Annotated in this window: 16 protein-coding genes and 1 tRNA gene; 14 read left to right on the top strand and 3 right to left on the bottom strand. The window is 65.0% G+C overall.

The annotated features are described in order from the left end of the window. Nucleotides 1-73 precede the first annotated feature (73 nt). Together M2428_RS12635 and M2428_RS12630 are read left to right on the top strand one after the other, a co-directional pair. Nucleotides 74-1,447: a PspC domain-containing protein gene (locus M2428_RS12635; protein ID WP_277526291.1), complete on the top strand. Its 1,374-nt coding sequence runs from the start codon at nt 74-76 to the stop codon at nt 1,445-1,447. Nucleotides 1,448-1,512: 65 nt separating this feature from the next. Further along, on the top strand, nt 1,513-2,145 hold the full coding sequence (locus M2428_RS12630) for a response regulator transcription factor (RefSeq protein ID WP_277526472.1): 633 nt from the start codon (nt 1,513-1,515) through the stop codon (nt 2,143-2,145). A gap of 82 nt (nt 2,146-2,227) precedes the next feature. Here M2428_RS12630 and M2428_RS12625 read toward each other — a convergent pair whose 3' ends face one another. Next, the gene (locus tag M2428_RS12625) at nt 2,228-3,445 is read right to left on the bottom strand and encodes a pyridoxal phosphate-dependent aminotransferase (protein WP_277526290.1); all 1,218 of its coding nucleotides are present in this window, start codon (nt 3,443-3,445) and stop codon (nt 2,228-2,230) included. Between the two features lie 277 nt (nt 3,446-3,722). On the opposite strand from M2428_RS12625, the gene M2428_RS12620 reads away from it, so the two are divergent. The 10 genes from M2428_RS12620 to M2428_RS12575 all read left to right on the top strand — a co-directional run bounded on the left by M2428_RS12620 (nt 3,723) and on the right by M2428_RS12575 (nt 12,626). Beyond that, nucleotides 3,723-3,795 (top strand) — tRNA-Trp (locus M2428_RS12620). 79 nt (nt 3,796-3,874) lie between these two features. Continuing rightward, nucleotides 3,875-4,159, top strand: a complete 285-nt coding sequence (secE, locus tag M2428_RS12615; RefSeq protein WP_028276538.1) for a preprotein translocase subunit SecE — start codon at nt 3,875-3,877, stop codon at nt 4,157-4,159. 113 nt (nt 4,160-4,272) lie between these two features. Next, nucleotides 4,273-5,133, top strand: a complete 861-nt coding sequence (gene nusG / locus M2428_RS12610) for a transcription termination/antitermination protein NusG (protein WP_277526289.1) — start codon at nt 4,273-4,275, stop codon at nt 5,131-5,133. A 129-nt stretch (nt 5,134-5,262) separates the two neighbouring features. Then, on the top strand, nt 5,263-5,694 hold the full coding sequence (gene rplK, locus M2428_RS12605; RefSeq protein WP_018773647.1) for a 50S ribosomal protein L11: 432 nt from the start codon (nt 5,263-5,265) through the stop codon (nt 5,692-5,694). Nucleotides 5,695-5,877: 183 nt separating this feature from the next. Beyond that, nucleotides 5,878-6,585: a 50S ribosomal protein L1 gene (gene rplA, locus M2428_RS12600; protein ID WP_277526288.1), complete on the top strand. Its 708-nt coding sequence runs from the start codon at nt 5,878-5,880 to the stop codon at nt 6,583-6,585. Nucleotides 6,586-6,741: 156 nt separating this feature from the next. Next, nucleotides 6,742-7,854, top strand: coding sequence for a GNAT family N-acetyltransferase (locus M2428_RS12595; RefSeq protein ID WP_277526287.1), 1,113 nt, complete (start codon nt 6,742-6,744; stop codon nt 7,852-7,854). Between the two features lie 202 nt (nt 7,855-8,056). After that, a complete protein-coding gene (locus M2428_RS12590; protein ID WP_277526286.1) occupies nt 8,057-9,166 on the top strand; it encodes a GNAT family N-acetyltransferase in 1,110 nt (369 codons plus the stop codon). Nucleotides 9,167-9,501: 335 nt separating this feature from the next. Next, entirely contained in the window at nt 9,502-10,095 is a 594-nt protein-coding gene (rplJ, locus tag M2428_RS12585) for a 50S ribosomal protein L10 (protein ID WP_277526285.1), read from the top strand. 77 nt (nt 10,096-10,172) lie between these two features. After that, nucleotides 10,173-10,544 carry a 50S ribosomal protein L7/L12 gene (gene rplL / locus M2428_RS12580; RefSeq protein ID WP_028276543.1) on the top strand — a complete coding sequence of 124 codons (372 nt, stop codon included), beginning with the start codon at nt 10,173-10,175 and terminating at the stop codon, nt 10,542-10,544. Nucleotides 10,545-10,787: 243 nt separating this feature from the next. After that, on the top strand, nt 10,788-12,626 hold the full coding sequence (locus M2428_RS12575; protein WP_277526284.1) for a 5'-nucleotidase C-terminal domain-containing protein: 1,839 nt from the start codon (nt 10,788-10,790) through the stop codon (nt 12,624-12,626). A gap of 138 nt (nt 12,627-12,764) precedes the next feature. On the opposite strand, the gene M2428_RS12570 is transcribed toward M2428_RS12575, so the two are convergent. Next, complete coding sequence (locus M2428_RS12570) at nt 12,765-13,253, bottom strand: YbaK/EbsC family protein (protein WP_277526283.1); 489 nt, start codon at nt 13,251-13,253, stop codon at nt 12,765-12,767. Between the two features lie 117 nt (nt 13,254-13,370). Then, complete coding sequence (locus M2428_RS12565) at nt 13,371-14,570, bottom strand: acetyl-CoA C-acetyltransferase (protein WP_277526281.1); 1,200 nt, start codon at nt 14,568-14,570, stop codon at nt 13,371-13,373. A 419-nt stretch (nt 14,571-14,989) separates the two neighbouring features. Between M2428_RS12565 and rpoB the strand changes: the two genes are divergently transcribed. Both rpoB and M2428_RS12555 read left to right on the top strand, forming a co-directional pair. Beyond that, nucleotides 14,990-18,505 (top strand): DNA-directed RNA polymerase subunit beta, encoded by a 3,516-nt coding sequence (gene rpoB / locus M2428_RS12560; protein ID WP_277526280.1) that lies wholly within the window; start codon nt 14,990-14,992, stop codon nt 18,503-18,505. 119 nt (nt 18,506-18,624) lie between these two features. Continuing rightward, nucleotides 18,625-22,524 carry a DNA-directed RNA polymerase subunit beta' gene (locus M2428_RS12555; protein WP_277526279.1) on the top strand — a complete coding sequence of 1,300 codons (3,900 nt, stop codon included), beginning with the start codon at nt 18,625-18,627 and terminating at the stop codon, nt 22,522-22,524. Nucleotides 22,525-22,911: the final 387 nt, after the last annotated feature.

The raw sequence follows: 22,911 nt of genomic DNA, 5'->3' as shown, positions 1-22,911 counted from the left end.
ACGGTCCCTGAGTGGCCCCCGGTTGGGCCCTCAAACGCGTCCGGGGAACCCCGATCCATGCTTGGATTGATCCATGACAACCGCGCCCGCCCGCCCGCCGCTGGTCCGCAGCAGCGATCGCGTGATTGCCGGCGTTTGCGCAGGCCTCGCCAACCACCTGGGCTGGCCGGTGCGCATGGTCAGGATCGGCATGGCGGTGGCTGCGCTCGCGGGCGGCGCCGGGGTCGCCTTCTACGCCTGGCTCTGGATCATGGTCCCCACAGCGGATGAAAGCGCCCGGCGCAACGCCCGCCGCCCGGCGTCGCCGATCGCCCCGGCAGTCAGCTCCCCGGACGCCCCCGGAATCCCGGCCACCCCGGCAGCCCCCGGAGTTCCAGCAAAGCCCGGGACCGCCGGCACACCCGGGACCCCGGCGCCGGGGTCCTGGTGGTCCAAGGTGCCGGGCATGCCCTTCGGCAAGGAGATCCTGCTGGGCGCAGGCCTGTTGCTGGCCGCCGGGATCCTGATCGCCCGGCTCCTCGGCGTCGACGTGCCCCTCGGCACCCTGATCCCGGTTGCGGCGATCCTGGGCGGTGCTGCGATCGCCTGGATGCAACTGGACGAGACCCGCCGGGCGGGGCTGGTGGACAAGACCAAAGCAGACCAGGCCGGCGGCTGGGCGCGCCTCGCAGCCGGGCTCGCCCTCGTGGTGGCCGGCGTCCTGGTGATGGTGTCCGGCTCGGGATCCTGGGAACAGACCTGGTTGGCCCTCCTGGCCTCGGTGGCCGTGCTCGGCGGCGTGGCCCTGGTGCTGCTGCCATGGGGGCTGAAGTTCTGGCGCGACCTGGAGACCGAGCGCGCCGGGCGGGTGCGCGCCACCGAGCGTGCAGAGATCGCCGCCCACCTCCATGACTCCGTGCTGCAGACCCTCGCCCTGATCCAGCGTCGGGCCGGCAACGAGCACGACGTCATCCGGCTGGCCCGCGCGCAGGAGCGGGAACTGCGCGGCTGGCTGTACCGGGACGCCGACAAGGAATCCGGGCAGCTGTCCGAAGGCATCACGTCCGCGGCCGCAGAGGTCGAGGACGCCCTGGGCCACGCGGTCGAAGTGGTCAGCGTGGGGGACTGCGTCATGACCCAGCGCCACGAGGCCCTCGTCCAGGCGGCCCGCGAGGCCATGCTGAACGCCGCGCGGCACGGCGGCGCTCCCGTGTCCGTGTACCTCGAAGTCACCGACGCCGCCGCAGAAGTTTTCGTCAAGGACCGGGGACCGGGCTTCGACCCGGATGCGGTTCCCCCGGACCGGCTCGGCGTTCGGGAATCGATCATCGGCCGGATGAACCGCCACGGCGGCACCGCCGCCATCATCAGCAGCCCGGACGGCACCGAAGTGCGGCTCCGGCTGCCCGCCACCGCCGCATCCGCCGGCGCTGCGGCCAACAACGCCAACGGAGAGGCCAAGCAGTGACCAGCCCAGCACCAGGAAACCCGGCACCAGGAAACCAATCGCCAGGAAGCCCGGCACCAGTTCGGGTGGTGATCGTGGACGACCACGCCATCTTCCGCTCCGGGTTGAAGGCGGACCTGGACACGGACATCGTCGTCGCGGGGGAGGCCGGAACCGTGGAGGAGGCAATCGCCGTCATCGCAGCCCAGCGCCCCGACGTCGTGCTGCTTGACGTCCATCTGCCGGGCGGCCGTGGTGGCGGCGGACGCGAGGTCCTGGCCGGCTCGGCGCCGCTGCTGGGCACCACACGGTTCCTGGCTTTGAGCGTCTCCGACGCGGCGGAAGATGTCGTGTCCGTGATCCGGGCAGGCGCGCGTGGCTATGTGACGAAGACAATTTCCGGTGCGGAGATCAGCAGCGCCGTCCGCCGGGTGGCCGGCGGCGACGCCGTCTTCTCGCCCCGGCTGGCGGGCTTCGTCCTGGACGCGTTCGGCACGGCCCCCGCGGACATCGCCGACGACGAGCTGGACAAGCTCTCGGCCCGGGAGCTCGAAGTGATGCGCCTGATCGCGCGCGGCTACAGCTACAAGGAGGTGGCCAAGGAACTGTTCATCTCGATCAAGACCGTTGAAACCCACGTCTCTGCCGTGCTGCGCAAGCTCCAGCTCTCCAGCCGCCACGAGCTGACCCGCTGGGCCGCCGAGCGCCGCCTCCTTTAAACCAATGATGCGCTATCACTTTGGGTCCTTATGCCGCGGCAATAAGGACCCAAAGGGATAGCGAATCGGGGGTTGGGGCTGCCTACTTCGCTTTGCCGAGGAAGTCCTGCAGGCGGGCGACGCCCGTGGCCAGGTCGTCGTCACCCAGCGCGTAGGACAGTCGCAGGTAGCCGGACGGGCCGAACGCCTCGCCGGGAACCACAGCGACCTCGACCTCGTCCAGGATCAGCGCCGCGAGTTCGGCGGAGGTGGCTGGCCGCACCGGACCGTTCGCGGACGGGAACTCCTTGCCCAGCAGCGCGCGGACGTCCGCGTACACGTAGAACGCGCCCTTCGGCGTCGGGCAGTCAACGCCGTCAATGGCGTTCAGGCCCGCGACGATTGCCTTGCGGCGGCGGTCAAATGCCACCTTCATCTCATCGACGGCGGTCAACGGCCCGGATACGGCCGCGAGGGCGGCGACCTGGGGAATGTTGGAGACGTTCGACGTCGCGTGGGACTGCAGGTTGGTGGCGGCCTTGATGACGTCCGCCGGCCCGATCATCCAGCCCACGCGCCAGCCGGTCATGGCATAGGTCTTGGCGACGCCGTTGAGGATGACCATCTTGTCGCCGAGCTCGGGAACTGCGGTGGCGATCGACGTGAACGGCACGCCGTCGTACGTCAGGTGCTCGTAGATCTCGTCGGTGACAACCCACAAGCCCTTGGACGCTGCCCACTGGCCGATCTCCTTGACCTGCTCCGGCGAGTACACGGCACCGGTGGGGTTGGAGGGGGAGACGAAGAGAAGGATCTTGGTGCGCTCCGTGAGGGCCGCTTCCAGCTGGTCCACGGTGACCAGGTACCCCTGCTCCGGGCCCGCGAAGACCTCCACCGGCACGCCGCCGCCCAGCCGGATGGCCTCGGGGTACGTGGTCCAGAACGGGGTGGGAACAATGACCTCGTCGCCCGGATCCAGGAGGGTGGCGAAGGTGTTGTAGACGGCCTGCTTGCCGCCGTTGGTCACCAGCACCTGGGATGCCTCGGCCTTGTAGCCGGAATCCCGGAAGGTCTTGTCCGCGATGGCCTGCTTCAGCTCCGGCAGCCCGCCGGCGGGGGAGTAGCGGTGGTACTTCGGCTGGCTGGCGGCCTCGATGGCGGCCTGCACAATGTAGCCGGGCGTCGGAAAGTCGGGTTCCCCGGCGCCGAAGCCGATGACCGGCCGGCCGGCTGCCTTCAGCGCCTTCGCCTTGGCATCGACGGCCAGAGTGGCGGATTCGGCTATGGCGGAAATGCGCTGGGAAATGCGGGCAGCAGACATGGGCGGGTCCGTTCTTCGCTTGCAGCTGGAAGGCTGGATATGGGATTCGACGAAATCTACTCTATGCTGTTCAGCGGATCCCCCGGGGTGCCTGAACGCGAATATGACTGACGGCTGTCAGTTGGTTTGCGAAGACACGCAGGGGTCCGGAAGAGGGCCGGTTCGACGTAGGCGCAGTTGTTGCGTAGACTGGTTCTCCGGTGTTGAAAACACGATGATGGCCTGCGCCTCAGGGAAGCCTGGGGAACGCGTCGGCCGGAGCGAATTTTCTCCCCGAAGGGTAGTGGCGCAATTGGTAGCGCAGCGGTCTCCAAAACCGCAGGTTGCAGGTTCGAGTCCTGTCTGCCCTGCGCATGCTGTTCCGGGTCATCCGGAACAAGCGCAGCAACCATGGTTCAGTTCAGAGCCGGGTATCCGATCATTGCGAGGATGAGTGAGGACCAGGTGACCGAAACAGCTGCCAGCAGCTCCAAAGGCCGCCCCGCCAAGAATGCCGCCAAGCCCGGCTTCTTCGCTCGCATCGCGATCTTCATCCGCCAGGTCATTGGCGAACTGAAGAAGGTCGTCGCACCGACCCGTAAAGAACTGATCAACTACACGCTCGTCGTGCTGGTGTTCGTGACCATCATGATGGTGATCGTCACCCTGCTGGACTTGGCCTTCGGGACCGCGGTCAGCTGGGTCTTCGGCGGCAGCGGCCCCACGGACAGCTAAGGCGACCGGTCCGCAGACTGCGTGGATGTCCCGGGAAACCGGAGATTCCACGGAGTGTGCGGAATTGAGTCATTTAAATAGGCATGTTAGGCAATGAGGAAGCAGGAGACCAAGTGTCTGAGCAGGAGCTCGAGGTAACTGAGACTGAGCTGGATAAGAGCCAGGGCGCCGCGGTGGAAGCCGCGGAAGAGTCCGAGGCTGCGTCTGCTGCGCCCGATTCCGACGTCACTGACGAGGCCGAAGCCACGGAAGAAGTAGCTACAGAAGACGCAGAGGCAGCAGATGCCGAAGCCGTCGTCGCTGTTGATACCGACGCTGAAGGCGCTGAGGACACTGACGCAGACGCGCTGGCTGCCGCGGCCGCCAAGGCCGACGTCGACCCCGCCGACGAGTTCAAGGCCAAGCTGCGCCGCCAGGAAGGTGACTGGTACGTCATCCACTCCTACGCCGGCTACGAGAACCGCGTCAAGGCCAACCTTGAGACCCGCATCCAGACTCTGGACATGGAAGATTACATCTTCGAAATCCAGGTTCCGATGGAGGAAGTCGTTGAGATCAAGAACGCTCAGCGCAAGGTCATCAACCGCGTCCGCATCCCCGGTTACGTCCTGGTCCGCATGGACCTGACGGATGCTTCCTGGGGCGCCGTCCGCCACACCCCCGGCGTCACCGGCTTCGTGGGCAACGCCCACAACCCGGTCCCGCTGCGCCTTGATGAGGTCTTCTCCATGCTCGCCCCGGTCTTCGAAGAAGAGCAGGCCGAGAAGGGCAAGCCGGTCAAGCACGCCGCCGCCCAGGTCGACGTCGACTTCGAGGTTGGCGAGTCCGTCATCGTCAAGGAAGGCCCGTTCGAGACCCTCCCCGCGACGATCTCCGAGATCAAGATCGATTCCCAGACCCTCGTGGTGCTGGTGTCCATCTTCGAGCGCGAGACTCCGGTCACCCTGGCGTTCAACCAGGTCAGCAAGATCTAGCTGTTCCCTAAGAATTCGCCCCGGGCTGCCCGCTTAGCAGCCATGGGGCGGCCGGCCGCCTTGCCATGGCGGCCACCAACCTGAGGCACGCTCCTGTGCCCCAGGACGTATTTGAGAGAAGGACCTACATTGGCTCCCAAGAAGAAGGTCACCGGCCTCATCAAGCTGCAGATCCAGGCAGGTGCCGCTAACCCGGCCCCGCCGATCGGTCCTGCGCTTGGCCAGCACGGTGTCAACATCATGGAATTCTGCAAGGCGTACAACGCTGCGACGGAAGCCCAGCGCGGCAACGTTATCCCCGTGGAGATCACGGTCTACGAAGACCGTTCCTTCACGTTCATCACCAAGACCCCGCCGGCTGCAGAGCTCATCAAGAAGGCTGCAGGCGTCGCCAAGGGTTCAGCTACCCCGCACACCGTCAAGGTTGCCAAGCTGACCCAGGCCCAGGTCAACGAGATCGCCACCACCAAGATGGAAGACCTCAACGCCACCAGCCTCGAAGGCGCAGCGAAGATCATCGCCGGCACCGCCCGCTCCATGGGTATCACCGTCGAGGGTTAATTCCCGACCGCTGATGCGCCGGGTTCGGGAAACCGAGCACGACGACGGTCAGCACCGCCGGCCAGCCGGCACCACCTAAACAATGAAAAGCGGAATTCCGGAAGATAAACCAGCCGGAATACCGCCTGTGGCAGGGCCCAGCGCGGTCCGCAGACCACAACTGCACAAGGAGAAATAAGCAGCATGGCAAAGCGCAGCAAAGCATATGAGGCAGCCGCGGCCAAGATCGACGCGGAGAAGTTCTACGCGCCGTTCGAGGCAGTGACGCTCGCCAAGGACACCAACCCGTCCAAGTTCGACGCCACCGTTGAGGTCGCTTTCCGTCTGGGCGTTGACCCTCGCAAGGCCGACCAGATGGTCCGCGGCACCGTTATCCTGCCCCACGGCACCGGTAAGACCGCCCGCGTCCTCGTCTTCGCAACGGGCGACAAGGCTGAGGCTGCAATCGCAGCCGGCGCCGACTTCGTTGGTTCCGATGACCTGATCGAAAAGATCGCCGGCGGCTGGACCGACTTCGACGCCGCCGTCGCCACGCCTGACCTCATGGGCAAGGTTGGCCGCCTCGGTAAGGTCCTGGGTCCGCGTAACCTGATGCCGAACCCGAAGACCGGCACCGTGACCGCTGACGTCGCGAAGGCTGTCAACGACATCAAGGGCGGCAAGATCGACTTCCGCGTCGACAAGCACTCGAACCTGCACTTCATCATCGGCAAGGTTTCCTTCGACGCCCTGAAGCTGGCCGAGAACTACGCGGCTGCACTCGAAGAGGTTCTTCGCCTCAAGCCGTCCGCTTCCAAGGGCCGCTACATCCAGAAGGCCACCGTCGCCACCACGTTTGGCCCGGGCATCTCGGTTGACCCCAACGTCACCAAGGTCCTGACCGAGGTCTAGTCCTCACCGGATCCACGGCGTCGCCTTCAATGACGTCACCAGCTCCAGCGAAAGGCCGTCCCGCAACCGCGGGGCGGCCTTTCGCCGTTGCGGCGCCTGACATCGTCGGCGTCCCGAACCCTTGGAGCCGCCGGTCTTGCCGGTTAGGCTGTCCCGGTGACTACGCCGTCGTACCTCATCGAGCAACTCTCCCTGCCCGCAAGCCTTGATGCCGCTGATGCTGACGCAGCGGAGTTCCTGGAATTCATGGAGCTCTGCGATGAACTCATCCTGCAGACCTGGGGCAACCTTGACCGGTCGATGTCCCCGGCGGCACGCCTTCAGTACTGGCGGGACTCCGTCTACACCCGCACGCGGCTCTTCTTCGTCCGTGTTGACGGGCGCATGGTGGCCAACTCCTGGCTCCGCTGCGAATTGCAGGAGAATCTGGGCAGTGCGCTCCTGCACGTGAGCGTCCTGGACTCCTTCGCCGGCGCAGGAATCGGCCGGGCCCTGCTGGAGCACGCCGAAGCGCTGGCCGCCGCCGACGGGCGGACAATACTGCAGACCTTCACGGAGCACCCGGCTGATTTCGACGTCGACGGCCCGAATATCGTCAAGCCCGCCACGGGGGCCGGCGCGCTGCCAGCGGGCGCACGCGGCGTCCGCTTCGCCGGACAGGCCGGCTACCGGCTGGAGCAAGTCGAGCGGTTTAGCTCGCTCGACGTCCCGCCCCAGGCGGACTTCGACAGCCTGGAACGGGACGCCCAGGCAAGGGCGGGGGCGTACGAGCTGCTGCACTGGACCGATGCATGCCCGGAGGAACATGCCGCCGAGCTCGCGGTGCTGATGTCGCGCATGAGCACGGACGCTCCCACGGGCGCCCTGAGCTACGAGCCGGAAATCTGGGACGTCGCCCGGGTCCGCCACGTCGAGGACACCTGGCGGCGGGCCGGCCAGTCCGCCCTGGTGGTGGCGGCACGGCACCGGGGCACCGGTGAACTGGCCGCGTATACGGTCCTCCAGACAACGGCCGACAAACCCTGGCTGGCCAGCCAGGACGACACCCTCGTCGCGGCGAGCCACCGCGGCCACCGGCTCGGCATGCTGATCAAGATCCTCAACCTGCGGCTGCTGGGTGAGGCTCACCCCGCGGTGCGGCGCGTGCTGACCTACAACGCCGCCGAAAACGATCACATGCTCGGCATCAACATCGCGCTGGGGTTCAGGCCGGCGGGCTACGACGGCGAGTGGCAGCGGACCACGGCCAGTGACGGCACCGTGAACTGACGGCACCCGCAACTGACGGCACCCGCAACTGACGACACCCGCAACTGACGGCCCGCGGCGGCCGGGCGCCGAATGGAGCAGAAACTGCCCGGCGTCACCAATGGAACAGCGGTCCAAACCAGCATATGCTGGCGGTTGAAAGCCCGGTTTGAGCCGGGCCGTACCGATGGTGGGTGGCACAACGGCTGGGATGATGCCCTCTATGGCAAACGAAGTACGGATTGAGCAGGTGTGGATCCCCGATTCCCTTGACGCGCCCGATGCCGCCGACTTCCTCGCCGCCATCGAAGTGGGGCGGCGGGTCCGGATGCAGACCTGGGGCACTGACGACCTCGCCTACGCGCCGCAGGAGAAGCTTCTGGAGATGGCGGACCCGTACGAACGCCAGGTGATCCTGGTGGCCAAGATCGACGGCGTGATTGTCGGGACGGCGGACATCGCGCTGCCGCTCATGGACAACCTCGACCTCGCCGAATTCACGCTCGATATCCTTCCGGAGTTCCGGCGCCAAGGCGTGGGCAGGCAGCTGCTGGAGGCCGCGGAGCACTTCGCACGGGACGAGGGCCGCCACACGATCCTGATCGACACCAACCATCCGGGATCAACCCTGACGGACCCGGACGCCGAACAGCTCGTGCCCGGCAGCGGCGTCGGGTTTGTTCCGTTGGGAAGCCGTGACGTCGAATTTGCCCGCCACACCGGCTACACCCTCCAGCACATCGAACAGTTCAGTTCCTGCGCGCTGCCGCTGGACACCAAACTCGTCGCCGAGCTCGAGGCCGAGGCCGAGGAAGCCAATGCCGGCCGCTACCGTCTGCACCACTGGACGGACCGGTGCCCCGACCAGTGGCTGGAGGCCGTCGCCGCCCTGGAGAACCAGGCAGGCGAGGACGAAGTGCCGGGGCCCGATGCCCAGGAAATGGTGTTCGACGGCGGCATCCTCCGCGAGGCGGAGGAGGTCACCATTGCCCAGGGCCGCCGGACGGTGGTCACCGCCGTCGAGCACATCGCCAGCGGAACGCTCGTGGGCCTGACCACCATCAGTGTCCTGGCCCTGCGCCCGGACGTCGTCTTCCAGGACGACACTGTGGTGCTGCAGGAACACCGCGGCAACAAACTCGGGCTGCTGATCAAGGTCGCCAACATGGAACGGCTGAGCGAACAGTTCCCGGACGCCCGGGTCCTGTACACGTGGAACGCCCCGGAGAACCGCTACCTCCTCAAGGTCAACCAGCAGCTCGGATTCACGACGGCGGGCGTGACGGGTCTCTGGCAGAAAGAACTCCCCAACTTCGGGCCTGCCGTCAGCTGAGGCCGCAGGCGGACGGCGCGCTGAGCCGGTCCTCGCGGCCCGATTTGGAACACGCGAGCCGCGTCCCGTAAGCTTGGAGGACCAAAGACCGTCGGTTGTTGGAAATCCACTCTCCCAAGCAAGACTCACTTCTGCAGTCGCGCCGGGAGAGCGCAGTGGATTTCCGGACGAAGGACCCTGAACATAGGGCGGCCGGCGCAGGTGAACGAAGCAAAGCTCCGCGGTCATGGACCGCGTCGAGACAAGCCCCGTGCATCTGCGCGGGGCGTTTTTTAGTTTTAGCTCTTTTTGAGCGGGGACCCGGACACACCGGCACTATCCCCGGAAGGAGGGTTATGGCAACGCCTAGCAAGGTTTCAGCAGTAGCTGAGATCACTAACGATTTCAAGGAATCGAACGCCGCTGTCCTGACCGAATACCGTGGGCTCACCGTTGCACAGCTCAAGCAGCTGCGTGTCTCTCTCGGCCAGGACACCAAGTTCTCGGTCGTCAAGAACACCCTGACCGCTATTGCAGCTAAGGAAGCTGGTGTCGAAGCATTCGACAATCAGCTCGCCGGCCCCACTGCAATCGCGTTCATCAAGGGTGACGCAGTTGCCGCTGCCAAGAGCCTGACGGATTTTGCCAAGGCTAACAAGCAGCTGGTCATCAAGACCGGTTACTTCGAGGGCAAGGCTCTGAACGCCAGCGAAGTTGCTGCCCTGGCAGCACTCGAGTCCCGCGAGCTGCAGCTCGCTAAGGTTGCAGGCATCCTCAAGGCTCCTGCTGCCGCTGCTGTACGCATCATCGACGCACTGCGCCTCAAGCTTGAAGAAGAGAACGGTGCACCGGCAGCAGCCGAAGCACCCGCCGCTGAAGAAGCTCCCGCAGCAGATGCAGTAGCCGAGGCCGAAGCACCGGCCGAAGCCGCAGCCCCCGAAGAGAACTAGTCCTCTTCTCCATAAGACTCCGGTGCAACAGCGAGCCTCAGGGCCGCCGCGCACCACTATAGGAAGGACGCCACACCATGGCGAAGCTCACCAACGAAGAGCTCATTGAAGCTTTCAAGGAACTGACCATCATCGAGCTCTCCGAGTTCGTCAAGCTCTTCGAAGAGACCTTCGAAGTTACTGCTGCTGCCGTTGCCGTTGCCGGCCCGGCCGCCGCTGCTGAAGAAGCCGAAGAGAAGACTGACTTCGACGTCATCCTCGAAGCTGCTGGCGACAAGAAGATCGCAGTGATCAAGGAAGTTCGCGCCATCACCTCCCTGGGCCTCAAGGAAGCCAAGGACCTGGTTGACAGCGCACCCAAGGCTGTTCTCGAAGGCGCCACCAAGGAAGCTGCCGAGAAGGCAAAGGCTCAGCTCGAAGAAGCTGGCGCCCGCGTTACCCTCAAGTAACTCCCGCCGTCCGGATCCATCGCGATCCGCACTGCTCGAAGGAAACCCCGTCCACTCAGGTGGGCGGGGTTTCCTGCGTTCCCGGGCCTCCCCGCGGGCCGGAAACCGAATGCCCGCGGGCGCCGGTGAACGGCACCCAAGGATTCGGCAAAGTTTTTCTGATACCCCTGTCGCAGTTGATGGCGCGACCCTAGACTTTGGATTTGTGCCCACCGGCCCCCAACGTTCAGGAGTTCACCCACAATGACGGACCCAAACACTTCCCCCTCCCGCCGCGCCATGCTCGCGGCAGCCCTCGTGGGCGGGGGCGCAGCCGCCGCCGCGCTGGCCGGAGCCCCGGCGGCGCAGGCCGGCCCCGGCAAGGCCAGCGGCAAGAAAAAGTTCACCCTGACGGTGCTCGGCACCACGGATCTGCACAACAACGTCTTCAACTGGGACTACTTCAAGAACGTCCCCTATGCCGACGGGGCCGGGAACAAGATCGGGATTGCCCAGGCCGCGACCCTGATCAACGCCATGCGGGCCGAGCGCGGCGCGGCCAACACGCTGACCATCGACGCCGGGGACACCATCCAGGGCACGCCCCTGGCCTACTACTTCGCCAAGATCAACCCCATCTCGGCAACGGTAAAACACCCCATGGCACTGGCCATGAACACCATCGGCTACGACGCCGTGGGGCTGGGCAACCACGAGTTCAACTACGGCATCGAGCTCCTGCGCACTTGGGAGCGGCAACTGGACTTCCCGCTGCTGGGCGCCAACGTCCACGACGCCGTGACCGGCGGGCGTGCCTTCACGCCCTACGTCCTGAAGCGGATCAAGACGGAGAGCGGCTGGCTGACGGTCGGCCTGGTCGGCCTGGTGACGCCGGGCTGCGCGCTCTGGGACCGGGACAACGTCCAGGGCAAGCTCGATTTCAACGGCATCGTCGAAGAGGCCAGGACCGTCATCCCGCTGGTGTTGGCCGCCGGGGCCGACGTCGTAATCGTCACGAGCCATTCGGGGGCGACTCCCGGATCCTCCTACGGCGACGCCCTGCCTTTCCCCGAGAACGCGTCCACCCAGCTCGCCGAGGAAGTCCCGGGCATCGACGCCATCCTGGTCGGGCACGCCCACCTGGAGATCCCCGAGCGCTTCGTCACGAACAAGGCCACGGGCAAGCAGGTGCTTCTGACCGAGCCGCTCAAGTGGGGCATGCGCGTGTCCGTCATGGACCTCGAGCTCGTCAAGGAAAAGGGGCAGTGGACCGTGACCGCGGCGCATTCGCTGCTGCTGGACGCCAAGACCGTCGACGCCGATCCCGCCGTCGTCCGGGCCGTCCAGGCCGGGCACGAGGCCACGGTGAACTACGTCAACGAGGTCATCGGGACCTCCACGGCGCCGCTCAGCACGGCGACCGCCTGCTGGGAGGACTCCGCCGCTATCGACGCCATCAACTATGTCCAGGCCAGCACCATCAAGGCCGAGCTAGCCAGCACTCCCGCGGCAGGGCTGCCGGTCTTGTCCATTGCGGCGGCTTTTTCCCGTGCTGTGGACGTCAAGGCCGGACCGCTCACCATCCGCGATGTCGCGGGGCTGTACATCTTCGACAACACGCTGCTCGCCGTCAAGGTCACCGGAGCGCAGGTCAAGGCATACCTGGAGTGGTCCGCGCAGTACTTCAAGCCGGTCACCGCCACCACGGCCAGGGCCCAGGACGTCACGAACGCCGTGACGGCCACGGCCCCGAACGGCACGCCCGACTATAACTACGACGTCGTCTACGGGCTCGATGCGCCGCTGAACTATGAGATCGACCTCGCCCGGCCGGCGGGGGACCGGATCGCCAAGCTCAGCTACGGCGGCAAGGCGCTGCAGCCGGAGCAGGAATTCGCCTTGGCCATCAACAACTACCGGCAGAGCGGCGGCGGCAACTTCCCGGCCGTGAAGAGCGCGCCCGTGCTCTCGAACAGCCAGCAGGAGATCCGCCAGCGCATCATCGACTACGTCGTTGACCGCGGCACCCTGGACGTCGAGGTGTTCAGCCAGGCCAACTGGCGGCTCACCGTCAACGGGGCGCCGCTGACGGTCACCGCCTAATCCCGGCTCCAACAACAACGCGGGCAGCCAACCAGGACAAACAACGCGGGCAAACAACAACGCGGGGCCACTTCCGGGTCCATCCCCGCTGTCGGGATGGGCCGGAAGCGACCCCGCATTGCTGTTAACCCGAGCGGGCTAGTTCGGTTCGGTGATGTCGGCGACGACGGCGCCGAGGGCCGCCGTCAGGGCGTCCGCGTCCACAAATGCGCTGTAGCCGTGTTCCCCGGCGCCCATGGAGATCCGCCGGCCCGCGATGGTCTGGTCGGCGTAGACCGGCCAAGGGCGGGTGCTGCCGAGCGGCGTGATGGTCCCGCGCTCGTACCCGGTGGCCTCGAAGGCGGTATCCGCCGCTGGCAGCGAGAGCTTGTTGACGCCCACCAGCGCCCGAAGCTTGGGCCAGGAGATCTGACGGTCGCCCGGGACCAGGGCGAACAGGAAACTGCCGTCCTTGTGCTTGACCACGAGCGACTTCACGATGTCCGCGGGCTGGATCCCGAGGATTCCGGCCGCCTCCTCAAGGCTGCGGGCGGCGAGGCGTTCCACGATCTCGACGTCCAGGCCGCGGGCCGCGGCGTCGGCCAGGAACCGCTCGCGGCCGCCGCTGGTTGTTCCCTGCTCCGTCATCCCCGTCAAACCTTTCCCTGACTCGTCGTGGCTGTTCCCGGTTCTGGGTCGGTCACCCGGTTCCCCGAATATCCGTTTCTCCGGCTATCCGTTTCTCCGGGTTCCCGGTTCGCCGGTTCAGTCGCGGTAGAGCAGCAGCGCCTCGCCCTGTCCGCCGCCGCCGCACAGGGACACGGCCGCCTTGCCGGTGCCCCGGCGTTTGAGTTCGTGGGCTGCGTGCAGGGCCAGCCGGGCGCCGGAGGCCCCGATCGGGTGGCCCAGGGCGATGGCACCGCCATGGATGTTGCACTGCTCCAGCGGATAGTCGAGGTCCTTCAGGGACTGCACCGCGACGGAGCCGAAGGCCTCGTTGATTTCGATGAAGTCGAGGTCCGCGGCGGACCAGCCGGCCTTGTCCAGGGCGTTCTTGATGGCGTTCGACGGCTGGGAGTGCAGCGAGTTGTCCGGCCCGGCGACCTGGCCCGGCTTGCCCACCACCGCGAGGTACTCGAGGCCGTTGTCTTCGGCGAACTTCCGGCTGGTCAGCACCAGGGCGGCGGCGCCGTCGGACAGGGGAGAGGAGTTGCCCGCCGTGATGGTTCCGTCCGTGACGAACGCCGCGCGCAGGCCGGCCAGCGATTCGACTGTCGTGTCCGGCCGGATGCCCTCGTCGGAGGTGATGGCGATCGGATCGCCCTTGCGCTGCTTGACGCTCATCGCGGCGATCTCGCCGTCGAAGACGCCGTCCTTGGCGGCCCGGGCGGCACGCTGGTGCGACTGGGCCGCCACGTTGTCCTGGGACGCCCGGTCGATGCCGAGGGTCAGGTTCTTGCTCTCGGTCGACAGTCCCATGGACTGCCCGTCGAAGGCGTCAGTCAGACCGTCGTGCGCGGCCACGTCGAGGGCCTGGACCGTGCCGTACGCCCAGCCCTGCCGGGAACCGGGCAGCACGTGGGGCGCACGGGTCATGGACTCCTGGCCGCCGGCGACCACCACCGTCGCGTCGCCGCTGCGGATCATCCGGGCGGCGTCGATCACTGCGGTGAGGCCGGAGAGGCAGACCTTGTTGATGGTTACCGTGGGAACGTTCCAGCCGATGCCGGCCCCGATGGCGCTCTGGCGCGCCGGGTTCTGGCCGGCTCCGGCCTGCAGGACTTGGCCCATGATCACGCTGTCCACCTGGTCGGCTTTGACGCCGCTGGCGGCAAGGGCGGCCCGGATGGCGTGGGTGCCGAGTTCGACGGCGGTGAAGCTGGCCAGCTGCCCGTTCAGGCGTCCCTGGGGGGTGCGGGCGGCTGCGAGGATGACAACATCGTTGTTGTCTGCGGGATTGCTCATGGTGTTTTCTTCCGATCTACGACGACTTATGTCTACGTTATCGTGAGCCCCGTCACCTATCCATTCGACCCAGTCTCTGGGCGGCCCGGTGGGCCCTCCGCCAAAACTCCGGCAAGACCCCGTCAAAACTTCGCCAGAACTTCGTGCTTGCAATCCTGCCGGAAGTGGGGTAGACAAGTAGGTTGCTTTGCCGTATTGTAGATATTTGCGTCTTCCCTGTTTACCTTCAGCCTTCATATAGCGGTGGGCTTAGCCTGACAGCTGTTCCATCAATGTGCCGTCTACAACGTGCACCAGCATGGACAGCACGGGTCCCGGGTCATATAGCGGAACCGGATTGGTAGCGCTGCGGAGTCATTCTGCAGAGTGCATAACGGGGGAGATCTGACAACGCCTGAAGGTCTGTGGAAGGATCCCTCTTGGTCGCCTCGAGCACCTCTAATGTAAACAACGCTACCGCTATCAATGCCGACAGCACCGACGGTGCAACCCGCCGGCTCTCATTCGCAAAGATTCACGAACCTCTTGATGTTCCGAATCTGCTCGCCCTGCAAACCGACAGCTTTGACTGGCTGGTCGGAAACGAACGCTGGCAGGCGCGCGTTGCGAAGGCCGTCGAAGAAGGCGACCTCAGCGTCGCCACCTCCTCGGGTCTGTCCGACATCTTCGAAGAGATCTCCCCGATCGAAGACTTCCAGGGCACCATGTCCCTGAGCTTCTCCGAGCCGGAGTTCGCTGACCCCAAATACACCATGGCCGAGTGCAAGGACCGGGACGCAACGTACTCGGCTCCGCTGTACGTCAAGGCCGAGTTCATGAACAACAACACGGGCGAAATCAAGCAGCAGACCGTGTTCATGGGTGACTTCCCGCTGATGACCGAGAAGGGCACCTTCGTCGTCAACGGCACCGAGCGTGTCGTCGTCTCCCAGCTCGTCCGCTCGCCGGGCGCCTACTTTGAGCGCACCGCCGACAAGACCAGCGACAAGGACATCTTCACCGCGAAGATCATCCCGTCCCGCGGCGCCTGGTTCGAACTTGAAATCGACAAGCGCGACCAGGTCGGCGTCCGTCTTGACCGCAAGCGCAAGCAGTCCGTCACCGTGCTGCTGAAGGCCCTCGGCTGGACCGAAGGCCAGATCCTCGAGGAATTCGGCCAGTACGACTCCATGCGCGCAACGCTGGAGAAGGACGCCACAGAGACCCGCGAAGACGCGTTGCTGGACATCTACCGGAAGCTGCGACCGGGCGAGCCGCCCACGGTTGAGGCTGCCCAGTCCCTGCTGGACAACCTGTACTTCAACTCCAAGCGCTACGATCTGGCCAAGGTTGGCCGTTACAAGATCAACCGCAAGCTTGGCATCGACCGCTCCCTTGGCGACAAGGAAGCCTCGGTCCTGCACGTTGAAGACATCGTGGCCATGATCAAGTTCCTGGTTGCCCTGCACGCCGGCGAGAAGACCCTCACGGGCAAGCGCGACGGCCAGGACCACGAACTCCGCGTCGAAATCGATGACATCGACCACTTCGGCAACCGTCGCATCCGCGCCGTCGGCGAGCTCATCGAGAACCAGGTCCGCACCGGCCTGTCCCGCATGGAGCGCGTTGTCCGCGAACGCATGACGACCCAGGACGTCGAGGCCATCACGCCGCAGACCCTGATCAACATCCGTCCCGTCGTGGCAGCCATCAAGGAGTTCTTCGGAACTTCCCAGCTGTCCCAGTTCATGGACCAGAACAACCCGCTCTCGGGTCTGACCCACAAGCGCCGCCTGTCCGCGCTTGGCCCGGGTGGTCTGTCCCGTGACCGTGCCGGCATGGAAGTTCGTGACGTGCACCCGTCCCACTACGGACGTATGTGCCCCATCGAAACTCCTGAAGGCCCGAACATTGGCCTGATCGGTTCGCTGGCTTCCTACGGACGCATCAACCCGTTCGGTTTCATCGAGACCCCGTACCGCCTGGTCGCCGAGGGTGTCGTCTCCGATGAGGTCAAGTACCTCACTGCCGACGACGAAGCCGAGGTCCTGATCGCTCAGGCCAACGCCCCGCTCGATGCGAACAAGAAGTTCGCGGAAGAGACCGTCCTGGTCCGTGCCCGCGGTGGTGGAGGCGAGCCCGTGCTGGTTCCCGCCGCCGACGTCGAGTTCATGGACGTTTCACCGCGCCAGATGGTGTCCGTGGCTACCGCCCTGATCCCGTTCCTCGAGCATGACGATGCCAACCGTGCACTCATGGGTGCCAACATGCAGCGCCAGGCCGTGCCGCTGGTCCGTTCCGAGGCGCCGTTCGTCGGTACCGGCATGGAACGCGCCGCAGCTGTCGACGCCGGTGACGTCACCATCGCCAAGAAGGCCGGTGTGGTCACCGAGGTCTCCGCTGAGCTGGTCATCATGCTCAACGATGACGGTACGGAAACCAACTACCGCATCAACAAGTTCGCGCGCTCCAACCAGGGCAACTGCTACAACAACCGTGTCCTGGTGAACGAAGGCCAGCGCCTGGAGGTCGGCGGCATCATCGCTGACGGCCCGGCAACGGACCAGGGCGAGCTCGCCCTCGGTAAGAACCTGCTCGTGGCATTCATGTCATGGGAAGGCCACAACTTCGAGGATGCCATCATCCTGTCCCAGCGCATCGTGGCCGAGGACGTCCTGTCCTCCATCCACATCGAGGAGCACGAGATCGATGCCCGCGACACCAAGCTTGGTGCCGAGGAAATCACCCGTGACATCCCCAACGTGTCTGAGGAAGTCCTGGCAGGCCTGGACGAGCGCGGCATCATCCACATTGGTGCCGAGGTTGAGGCCGGCGACATCCTGGTCGGTAAGGTCACCCCTAAGGGCGAGACCGAGCTGACCCCGGAAGAGCGCCTGCTGCGGGCCATCTTTGGTGAGAAGTCCCGCGAAGTGCGTGACACCTCCCTGAAGGTGCCTCACGGCGAGTCCGGCACCGTGATCGGTGTCCGCGTCTTCGATCGCGACAACGATGACGAGCTGCCCCCGGGCGTCAACCAGCTGGTGCGCGTGTACGTGGCGGCCAAGCGCAAGATCACCGACGGCGACAAGCTCGCCGGCCGTCACGGCAACAAGGGTGTTATCTCCAAGATCCTCCCGATCGAGGACATGCCCTTCCTTGCCGACGGTACCCCCGTTGATATCGTCCTGAACCCGCTGGGTGTTCCGGGCCGTATGAACGTCGGCCAGGTGCTGGAAACGCACCTCGGCTGGGTTGCCAAGACCGGTTGGAAGATCGAGGGTGAGCCCGAGTGGGTCAAGCAGCTGCCGAACCTGCCGCGCGAGAGTGGCCAGACCACTGTGGCGACGCCGGTCTTCGACGGTGCGCGTGAAGAGGAAATCACGGGCCTGCTCGATTCCACCAACGTCACCCGCGACGGCGACCGCCTGATCAACTCCTCCGGCAAGACCCGTCTGTTCGACGGCCGCTCCGGCGAGCCGTTCCCGGATCCGATCTCGGTCGGCTACATGTACATCCTGAAGCTCCACCACCTGGTGGACGACAAGATCCACGCCCGCTCCACCGGTCCGTACTCCATGATCACGCAGCAGCCGCTGGGTGGTAAGGCGCAGTTCGGTGGCCAGCGCTTCGGTGAAATGGAAGTGTGGGCGCTCGAGGCTTACGGCGCCGCTTACACGCTCCAGGAACTGCTGACGATCAAGTCGGATGATATCCACGGTCGCGTGAAGGTCTACGAAGCCATCGTCAAGGGCGAGAACATCCCCGAGCCGGGCGTTCCTGAGTCCTTCAAGGTCTTGATCAAGGAAATGCAGTCGCTGTGCCTGAACGTGGAAGTGCTTTCCACGGACGGAACCACAATTGAAATGCGTGACTCTGATGACGCAGTCTTCACGGCTGCGGAAGAACTGGGCATCGATCTGTCTCGTGCAGAGCCCAGTTCCGTAGAAGAGGTTTAGCAGGGGGTGTCCTGGGAAAAGCAAGCGGTCCCGCCGCGCTGTCTTTTCCCAGGCACCACCTCCCTCTTCCCGTAACCCAAGACTTCAGAATTTAGAGAACAAGAGAGAACAGGGACCATATGTCCAGCGAATCCTCCTTCGGCCTCATGCAGATCGGCCTCGCCACCGCGGAAGACATCCGTGGCTGGTCGTACGGCGAGGTTAAGAAGCCGGAAACCATCAACTACCGCACGCTCAAGCCCGAGAAGGACGGCCTCTTCTGCGAGAAGATCTTCGGCCCGTCCCGCGACTGGGAATGCTACTGCGGTAAGTACAAGCGCGTGCGCTTCAAGGGCATCATCTGCGAGCGGTGTGGCGTTGAGGTCACCCGCGCCAAGGTCCGCCGTGAGCGCATGGGCCACATCGAGCTCGCCGCCCCGGTCACGCACATCTGGTACTTCAAGGGTGTTCCCTCCCGCCTGGGCTACCTCCTTGACCTGGCACCGAAGGACCTCGAAAAGGTCATCTACTTCGCCGCCTACATGATCACGAGCGTCGACGCCGACAGCCGCCACGAAGAACTGCCCAACCTCCAGGTTGAGCACGACATCGAGAAGAAGCAGCTGATCGACAACCGCGACTCCGACATCGCCACGATCGCCCGCGACCTTGAGAACGAGCTCGCCCGTCTCGAAGGCGAAGGCGCCAAGGCTGCCGACAAGAAGAAGGCCCGCGACTCCGCTGACCGCCAGATGGCGAACGTCCGCAAGCGTGCCGACGCCGAAATCGAGCGCCTCGAGCAGGTCTGGGACCGCTTCAAGAACCTCAAGGTCGCTGACCTCGAAGGTGACGAAGGCCTGTACCGCGAACTGCGCGACCGCTACGGCATGTACTTCGAAGGCTCCATGGGTGCCGAGGCCATCAAGAAGCGTCTTGAGAACTTCGACATGCAAGCCGAGTCGGACATGCTGCGCGACATCATCGCCAACGGCAAGGGCCAGCGCAAGACCCGCGCCCTGAAGCGGCTCAAGGTGGTCAACGCGTTCCTGACGACCAACAACAGCCCGCTCGGCATGGTGCTGGACGCCGTCCCGGTGATCCCGCCGGAACTGCGCCCGATGGTCCAGCTGGACGGTGGCCGCTTCGCGACCTCCGACCTCAACGACCTCTACCGCCGCGTGATCAACCGCAACAACCGCCTCAAGCGCCTGCTTGATCTCGGTGCTCCGGAGATCATCGTCAACAACGAGAAGCGCATGCTTCAGGAAGCTGTTGACAGCCTCTTCGACAACGGCCGCCGCGGCCGTCCGGTCACCGGACCGGGCAACCGTCCGCTGAAGTCCCTGAGCGACATGCTCAAGGGCAAGCAGGGCCGTTTCCGCCAGAACCTCCTTGGCAAGCGCGTCGACTACTCCGGCCGTTCGGTCATCGTCGTCGGCCCGCAGCTGAAGCTGCACCAGTGTGGTCTGCCGAAGCAGATGGCCCTGGAGCTCTTCAAGCCGTTCGTGATGAAGCGCCTGGTTGACCTCAACCACGCCCAGAACATCAAGTCGGCCAAGCGCATGGTGGAGCGTTACCGTCCGCAGGTCTGGGACGTCCTCGAAGAGATCATCACCGAGCACCCGGTGCTGCTGAACCGTGCACCTACCCTGCACCGCCTCGGCATCCAGGCGTTCGAGCCGCAGCTCGTTGAAGGCAAGGCAATCCAGCTGCACCCGCTGGTTTGTGGCGCCTTCAACGCCGACTTCGACGGCGACCAGATGGCAGTCCACCTGCCGCTGAGCCCCGAAGCCCAGGCCGAGGCCCGCATCCTGATGCTGTCCTCGAACAACATCCTGAAGCCGTCCGACGGCCGCCCGGTGACCCTGCCGTCGCAGGATATGATCATCGGTCTTTACCACCTGACCACCAAGCGTGTCGGTTCAGCTGGCGAAGGCCGGATCTTCTCCTCGGTCGCGGAAGCCATCATGGCCTACGACCTTCACGAGCTGCACCTGAACTCCAAGGTCAAGATCCGGCTCGAGGACTTCGTGCCCTACGCCGGCTGGGAAGCCCCGGAGGGCTGGGAGCCCGGTCAGACCGCATTGGTCGAGACCTCCCTAGGCCAGGTCATCTTCAACCAGACGCTGCCCGCGGACTACCCGTGGGTTGAGGATGTTGCCGACAAGGGCGAGCTGTCCCGGATCGTCAACGACCTCGCCGAGCGCTACCCGAAGGTGATCACGGCGGCAACGCTGGACAACCTGAAGGATGCCGGTTTCTACTGGGCCACCCGGTCCGGCGTCACCGTTGCCATCTCCGACATCGAGGTACCCACGGACAAGCCGCGGATCCTCGCCGGTTACGAGACCATGGCCGCCAAGATCCAGGGCCAGTACGACAAGGGCCTGATCGACGACGACGAGCGTCGCCAGGAACTGATCGAGATCTGGAACAAGGCAACCAACGAGATCGCCCAGGCGATGCGTGACAGCCTGTCCCCGATGAACACCATCAACCGCATGGTGTCCTCCGGCGCACGTGGTAACTGGATGCAGGTCCGTCAGATCGCGGGTATCCGTGGCCTGGTGGCCAACCCTAAGGGTGAAATCATCCCGCGTCCGATCAAGTCCTCCTACCGTGAGGGCCTCTCGGTGCTGGAATACTTCATCGCCACGCACGGTGCCCGTAAGGGTCTGGCTGACACCGCCCTGCGTACCGCCAACTCGGGTTACCTGACCCGTCGTCTGGTGGACGTTTCGCAGGACGTCATTGTCCGCGAAGAGGACTGCGGTACCGAGCGCGGCCTGATGACCGCCATCGCGGTGGCGGACGCCAACGGCGTACTCGTCCTGGACGAGAACGTCGAGAACAGCGCCTACGCCCGCACCTTGGCCGTCGACGTCGTCGATTCCAAGGGCAAGGTCCTGGCCGCGGCCGGCACCGACTGCGGCGACGTCGTCATTGCCGAACTGTTCGCAGCCGGCATCACCGAGGTCAAGGTCCGCTCCGTACTCACCTGTGAGTCCAGTGTCGGCACCTGCGCCCTGTGCTACGGCCGTTCGCTGGCCACTGGCAAGACCGTCGACATCGGTGAGGCCGTGGGCATCATTGCCGCGCAGTCCATCGGTGAGCCGGGCACCCAGCTGACCATGCGTACGTTCCACACCGGTGGTGCTGTTTCCGCCAGTGGCGGCGACGACATCACCCAGGGTCTGCCCCGTATCCAGGAGCTCTTCGAAGCCCGTACTCCGAAGGGTGTCGCACCGATTGCTGAAGCAGCCGGCCGCATCACCATCGAAGAGTCCGAGCGCCAGATGCGCCTGGTCATCACCCCGGATGACGGATCTGAAGAGATCGCTTACCCGGTGCTGCGCCGTTCACGTCTCCTCATCGAAGATGGCGATCACGTCAGCGTCGGCCAGAAGCTGATCAACGGCCCGGTCGACCCCAAGCAGGTTCTGCGCATCATGGGCCCCCGTGCCGCGCAGAAGTTCCTGGTGGACGAAGTCCAGGGCGTGTACCGCAGCCAGGGCATCGGTATCCACGACAAGCACGTCGAGGTTATCGTCCGCCAGATGCTGCGCCGCGTCACGGTCATCGAGTCCGGCGAATCGGATCTGCTGCCCGGCGAGCTCGCCGAACGCAGCCGTTTCGAAGACGCCAACCGCCGCGTTGTGTCCGAGGGCAAGACGCCGGCCTCCGGCCGTCCCGAGCTCATGGGCATCACCAAGGCGTCCCTGGCGACCGAGTCCTGGCTGTCCGCAGCTTCCTTCCAGGAAACCACCCGCGTCCTGACGCAGGCGGCCATGGAAGGCAAGAGCGATCCGCTGCTCGGCCTCAAGGAAAACGTCATCATCGGTAAGCTCATCCCGGCCGGCACGGGTCTCCCGCGCTACACCGAGGTCACTGTGGAACCCACTGAAGAAGCAAAGGCCAACCTGTTCACCGGCCCCAGCGCATTCAGTGACTTCTCCTACGACACGCTGGGCGGCGACGGGGCTCCTGAGTTCCACGCCATCCCGCTGGATGACTACGATCTCGGCAGCGACTTCCGCTAACGGGCAGGGTGGGCCTATACGGCCGTTATAGCCTTCCCAAGGAATGGTCCCGCACCGCAAGGTGGGGGACCATTCCCTTTAACCCATCGACTGCTCCAGCCCCGCCCTCTCGCCTCGCAAGCTCGGCCAGGGAACCCTGCCGGCGTGGGCCCACCGCCCTATGGGGTCTCAAAAGGGCGGTACCGGAGCACTCGAGGGGGAGGGGCCTTTCCGGTGCTAAACCCCGCCGATTAAGGGCTGGGAGCCGTCCGTGTTAGACTTGAGACTAATTGTTATTGTGGCAGTGGATGAGTGCGCCGGTTTGAGTCAAACAGCTTGCAGCTGAAAGGTTCAACCAGGACGACGTTTCCGGTTTGCAGGGTTCTTGTGCAACGTATGCCACATTTT

This window comes from Arthrobacter sp. ES3-54 (genome assembly GCF_029504395.1).
Lineage (GTDB): Bacteria > Actinomycetota > Actinomycetes > Actinomycetales > Micrococcaceae > Arthrobacter.
The sequence above is the reverse complement of the archived record's forward strand: the minus strand, read 5'-3'. Positions and strand labels throughout refer to the sequence as shown.

Bases quoted from the DNA above. Each gene is read 5' to 3' on its own strand.
- M2428_RS12635 (WP_277526291.1), top strand. From the start codon at position 74: ATGACAACCGCGCCCGCCCGCCCGCCGCTGGTCCGCAGCAGCGATCGC.
- M2428_RS12625 (WP_277526290.1), bottom strand. From the start codon at position 3,445: ATGTCTGCTGCCCGCATTTCCCAGCGCATTTCCGCCATAGCCGAATCC.
- secE (WP_028276538.1), top strand. From the start codon at position 3,875: ATGAGTGAGGACCAGGTGACCGAAACAGCTGCCAGCAGCTCCAAAGGC.
- rplA (WP_277526288.1), top strand. From the start codon at position 5,878: ATGGCAAAGCGCAGCAAAGCATATGAGGCAGCCGCGGCCAAGATCGAC.
- M2428_RS12590 (WP_277526286.1), top strand. From the start codon at position 8,057: ATGGCAAACGAAGTACGGATTGAGCAGGTGTGGATCCCCGATTCCCTT.
- rplJ (WP_277526285.1), top strand. From the start codon at position 9,502: ATGGCAACGCCTAGCAAGGTTTCAGCAGTAGCTGAGATCACTAACGAT.
- rplL (WP_028276543.1), top strand. From the start codon at position 10,173: ATGGCGAAGCTCACCAACGAAGAGCTCATTGAAGCTTTCAAGGAACTG.
- M2428_RS12575 (WP_277526284.1), top strand. From the start codon at position 10,788: ATGACGGACCCAAACACTTCCCCCTCCCGCCGCGCCATGCTCGCGGCA.
- M2428_RS12570 (WP_277526283.1), bottom strand. From the start codon at position 13,253: ATGACGGAGCAGGGAACAACCAGCGGCGGCCGCGAGCGGTTCCTGGCC.
- M2428_RS12565 (WP_277526281.1), bottom strand. From the start codon at position 14,570: ATGAGCAATCCCGCAGACAACAACGATGTTGTCATCCTCGCAGCCGCC.
- M2428_RS12555 (WP_277526279.1), top strand. From the start codon at position 18,625: ATGTCCAGCGAATCCTCCTTCGGCCTCATGCAGATCGGCCTCGCCACC.